A 4,042-nucleotide genomic window follows, 5' to 3' on the forward strand; every position below is an offset into this window, starting at 1 on the left:
CTGCCTGACCCGCGGCACCGCCTACAACGAAGAAACCCACGTCAGCAACCGCCAACGCGTACTCGCCGCCTGAGGTTGACAGAAGGTGTCTCATTTCACTCCCTTCGACACCGCGCGGCAGCAAGCCATCCACGGCCGACGTCCACCGTACAAATCCAAGTTGCACAACGCAACACTCTGCTGCACGACAAGTGGCTTTAACTGCGGATTTACTCTCTCATCGCCGATCGCTAGTAGTCGTGTATCGAAACTGCATGGCACCCTTAATCAAGGCGGCGCGGCACGTCGACAGATCTCATCGCTCCTTCCAAGGATCGCCTCAGACCCCTCGGCAACATCCGCAGATGCACCTTTCGACCAGCCATTTCAGTACTGCAGGACCACATCTGCGATGCATCCGCATGACGGAGGATCTGCAGTCGGCACGCAGAAGCGGCCTCGCCGACCGGCTCGGCGATGATCTATGGGACGAGGAGGACCATGCTAACCGCCTCATCGTAGTTGCTTATTACAACCAAATTCCACTCAACCCGCTGAACTTCAATTGTTCGCCCTGGTCGGATTTAACCCCTCTGAACTGCTCATATGGCGTCGTCGCGTCGGCGTTGTGGCCGAAGTTCGCGATTCGTCCACATTGAGTAGTGATCTGAGACTATATTTCTCCGCATCTTCCCCCAGGAGGTCTAGTGCGGAACAGAAGTTCGCCATCACTGCGCAGTGGACGCGCCCCGGGCACACCCGAGGATCGGGCGCCGACGTCCAGCGAGCAAGCACCGATTCGTCGGCGCCATCCGATGATTGTCCATCGCACCGAGCCCGGGAGACGCGCCCGACAGGCCGACTCGGCATGCATCGCGAGATACCCAGCGCTCGATCCAGGCTCGCGTCGGCGGCTGGGGATCTCCTGAATCGTTCCCGCACGTCGGCCCAGGCCGGCGGCATTCGTCATGCTCGTCGATTCATGTTGTCGGACAGCATATTCAGCTGTCTCATGCCGATCGGCCAATGCGCTTCAACCGAGCGTTCTCATCATCGAGGAATCTTCATGACCGAATCCAGACCGGAGCAATCCACCGAACTCACACCGCCGATGGCGGCTCACTGGGCCGCCCGCGCCGGTCTCCCACTCACCGCCGATCGCCACACTGTGGTCGCGGCCACCGCCGACCACATCCACTCCGTCATCGCCGTGCTGCGTGAACTCGACTTCGGCGACACCCCACCCGCCCTCGCCTACCGCGCCCAGGAGGACAAGCACGATGCGGCCGTATGAACTCTCACTCACCGCGGCCGCCACCGCCATCGCGGCCGGGCAGCTGTCTCCCGTCGAGCTGGTGGACTCCGTCCTCGAGCGTGTAGAACTGGTCGAACCGCGCCTGAACGCCTACGTCACCATCACGGCGGAGCGCGCCCGCAGTGCCGCGCAGCAAGCCGCGGAAGAGATCGCAGCGGGACATATTCGGGGCCCGCTGCACGGAATCCCCATGGGCCTCAAGGACCTGATCGATGTCGCCGGGGTGGCCACCACCGCGAGCTCCCGAGTCCGCGCCGACTACTGCGCCACAGCTGACAGCACCGTCGCCGAACGGCTACGGGCAGCCGGTGCGATCTTGATCGGCAAGACCCACACGCACGAGTTCGCCTATGGTGTGACCACGCCGCAAACCCGGAATGCCTGGAGCGCCGACAAAATCGCCGGTGGCTCCAGTGGCGGCTCCGCGGTCGCCGTCGCAGCCGGCGCCGCGACCTTCGCCCTGGGCACCGACACCGGTGGATCGATTCGGGTGCCCGCCGCTCTCAACGGTGTGGTGGGTCTCAAGCCGACGTATGGATTGATCCCGCGGCACGGCGTCACCGCACTGTCGTGGTCGCTGGATCATGTCGGCCCGATCACACGCACCACCCGCGATCAAGCCGTGGTCTTGGCCGCCCTGGCCGGATACGACCCACGCGATCCAGCCTCCTTGGCCGATGCTCCTCGGCACTACCGGCTGGACGGGGCCGCGGATCTACGAGGTCTACGCATCGGCATACCGCGCAACTACTACTTCGACCACATCGACGCCCAGGTGGAAGCCGCGGTCCGCCGCGCCATCGATCGCCTCGAATCGCTCGGCGCCGGCCTGGTGGAGGTCGAGATTCCAATGACGCGCTACATCCAGGCCACCCAATGGGGCTTGATGGTGCCCGAGGCGACCGCTTACCACGAACGAACCCTGCGGTCCGTTCCCGAGCTGTACCAGGAAGACGTGCGCATCCTGCTCGAGGCCGGCGAGCTCGTGCCAACCGGGGACTATCTGCGCGCCCAGCGCTCCCGCACTCTGATGCGGCGCGATTGGGCGCGGATTCTCGACACGGTCGACGCGATCGCCGCTCCGACGGTACCGGTCACCGCCGTGCCGACGGGGCAGGACACGATCACCTGGCCGGACGGCACCGTGGAGGGCGTATCCGATGCCTACGTTCGTCTTTCGGCTCCCGCCGATATCACCGGGATTCCTTCCCTTTCGGTGCCCGTCGGCCATGACGTGTCCGGGATGCCGATCGGTATGCAATTGCTCGGACGGCCACTCAACGAGTCCACGCTGCTGCGGATCGGCAACGCCTACGAACAGACCGAAGAAGCGCGCACGCTCGCACCGACTGCCTGAACAGCAGCGCGACGGTCCGCTGGATCCGCGGCACTGGCACGCACTAGAGCGTTGCTCGAAGTAGCGCCGCAGGTGTGAGGCTGATTGGCGGGCTTAGGCTTTGAGATATGGCGAGGTCTACGACAAATACGCCACGAACTTCCTCGGCGGAGTCCTCCTGGCCAGCTCAATCATGCTGGTAAACACTGCAATCCGAAACTAGTGACTCGCCCTATCTGCCGGTAGGGTGAGCGCAACGATCGCCGTCACCTTGGTCCGGAGCTGGTCGACGTCGACCGGGGTGACACCGCGGATGAGTTCGTCGAGGATAAGACCGTCGATGAGCGCGATGATAAGACCTGCGCGCTCGACGTCGCCGGTAACTGTCGCCGTCAATGCTACGAAATCCGCAGTGACGGTCTCGATCGTGGTGGCCGTCAGTTGCCGGCTCGGTGGGTCCAGCTGGAGCAGCAGGCGCGCGCGACTGCGTGTGCGCGCCGGGCCGAGCCAGTGCGCCAGAGTTGTGGTGGCGCCGTCGATCAGCACTTCCCGATTCATATCCGGACCCAGTAGCCCGTGACTGTGCCGCTCAATGTCGGCCCGATCGAGTTCGGCGATGCGGTCGAGGACCGCGGCGAGCAGTGCGCGTCGGCTCGGAAAGTGGTAGCTACAGGTCCCCGGTGGTAGCCCGGCGTGCAACTCGACCGCGCGGTGCGTGAGCCCGCGCAAGCCGTGCTCGCCGATGACCTCGATGGCGGCGTCCGCCAGCAACATCTTGCGATCTGATTCGCTCCTGTTCACAGATCGATGCTACAGATGTAGCATCCACTACAGATGTATCGTTCCGCTCGGGAGGTTCCCCCAAATGCGTATCCCCTTCTACCGCATAGGCGCGTGGTGCTGGATCATCACGGGCATCGGCCACAGCGCCGGCGATGTCTACCTGCGGCTGAGGCCATCGGCCGAAGACAAGACGTTCGAAGCCGTTCTCCGAAACGAGCCCTTCGAACTGATGGGTACTCAACGCAGCCACTACCAGCTGTTCATGGGTTTCAGCCTGGCAATGGGAATCGCGATGGCGCTCGTCGGCGTCTTGTTTCTCATGCTCGCTCGTTTTGCAGCCGAGCCCGGCCAAGCGCGTCAGGCTGGATTCGTCGGCCTCGCAGCATCATTGGGCCTTCTCATGCTGTCGGTCGCGTTGGAGCCGCCGCCGCCCATCGTCTTGTTCGCGCTGGCCAGCTTGGCGTTCGCCGCAGCCGTAGTCGCGCCGGTGCGGGCGCGTCGACCTGCGACGGTCGGCTGAATAATTTGGAGACACGGCCTAGCTTGAGTTTTAACCTCTGGGCTGGGTTTTCAATACCCCGGGTGATCATGGGTGAAGCCCTTGGTTGATCATGTCTCCTTGCGACAGA

At 63.7% G+C, this 4,042-nt stretch carries 5 protein-coding genes; 4 read left to right on the forward strand and 1 reads right to left on the reverse strand.

The window, feature by feature from the left end:
• Positions 1-401: 401 nt before the first annotated feature.
• From ACWEO7_RS38355 to ACWEO7_RS38365, 3 genes are all read left to right on the forward strand, one after another.
• Complete coding sequence (locus ACWEO7_RS38355; RefSeq protein ID WP_452430625.1) at positions 402-638, forward strand: hypothetical protein; 237 nt, start codon at positions 402-404, stop codon at positions 636-638.
• A 407-nt stretch (positions 639-1,045) separates the two neighbouring features.
• Positions 1,046-1,273 carry a hypothetical protein gene (locus ACWEO7_RS38360; protein WP_452430626.1) on the forward strand — a complete coding sequence of 76 codons (228 nt, stop codon included), beginning with the start codon at positions 1,046-1,048 and terminating at the stop codon, positions 1,271-1,273.
• On the forward strand, positions 1,260-2,651 hold the full coding sequence (locus tag ACWEO7_RS38365) for an amidase (RefSeq protein ID WP_452430627.1): 1,392 nt from the start codon (positions 1,260-1,262) through the stop codon (positions 2,649-2,651). The genes ACWEO7_RS38360 and ACWEO7_RS38365 overlap by 14 nt, the downstream gene beginning before the upstream one ends.
• A 198-nt stretch (positions 2,652-2,849) precedes the next feature.
• On the opposite strand, the gene ACWEO7_RS38370 is transcribed toward ACWEO7_RS38365, so the two are convergent.
• Complete coding sequence (locus ACWEO7_RS38370; RefSeq protein ID WP_452430629.1) at positions 2,850-3,431, reverse strand: TetR/AcrR family transcriptional regulator; 582 nt, start codon at positions 3,429-3,431, stop codon at positions 2,850-2,852.
• A 64-nt stretch (positions 3,432-3,495) separates the two neighbouring features.
• Between ACWEO7_RS38370 and ACWEO7_RS38375 the strand changes: the two genes are divergently transcribed.
• Positions 3,496-3,933: an LIC_13387 family protein gene (locus ACWEO7_RS38375; RefSeq protein ID WP_452430631.1), complete on the forward strand. Its 438-nt coding sequence runs from the start codon at positions 3,496-3,498 to the stop codon at positions 3,931-3,933.
• Positions 3,934-4,042: the final 109 nt, after the last annotated feature.

The organism is Nocardia sp. NPDC004260 (assembly GCF_053603155.1).

What these genes read in the sequence shown, in the direction of transcription:
- ACWEO7_RS38355 (WP_452430625.1), top strand. Translation starts at nt 402, where the DNA reads ATGACGGAGGATCTGCAGTCGGCACGCAGAAGCGGCCTCGCCGACCGG.
- ACWEO7_RS38360 (WP_452430626.1), top strand. Translation starts at nt 1,046, where the DNA reads ATGACCGAATCCAGACCGGAGCAATCCACCGAACTCACACCGCCGATG.
- ACWEO7_RS38365 (WP_452430627.1), top strand. Translation starts at nt 1,260, where the DNA reads ATGCGGCCGTATGAACTCTCACTCACCGCGGCCGCCACCGCCATCGCG.
- ACWEO7_RS38375 (WP_452430631.1), top strand. Translation starts at nt 3,496, where the DNA reads ATGCGTATCCCCTTCTACCGCATAGGCGCGTGGTGCTGGATCATCACG.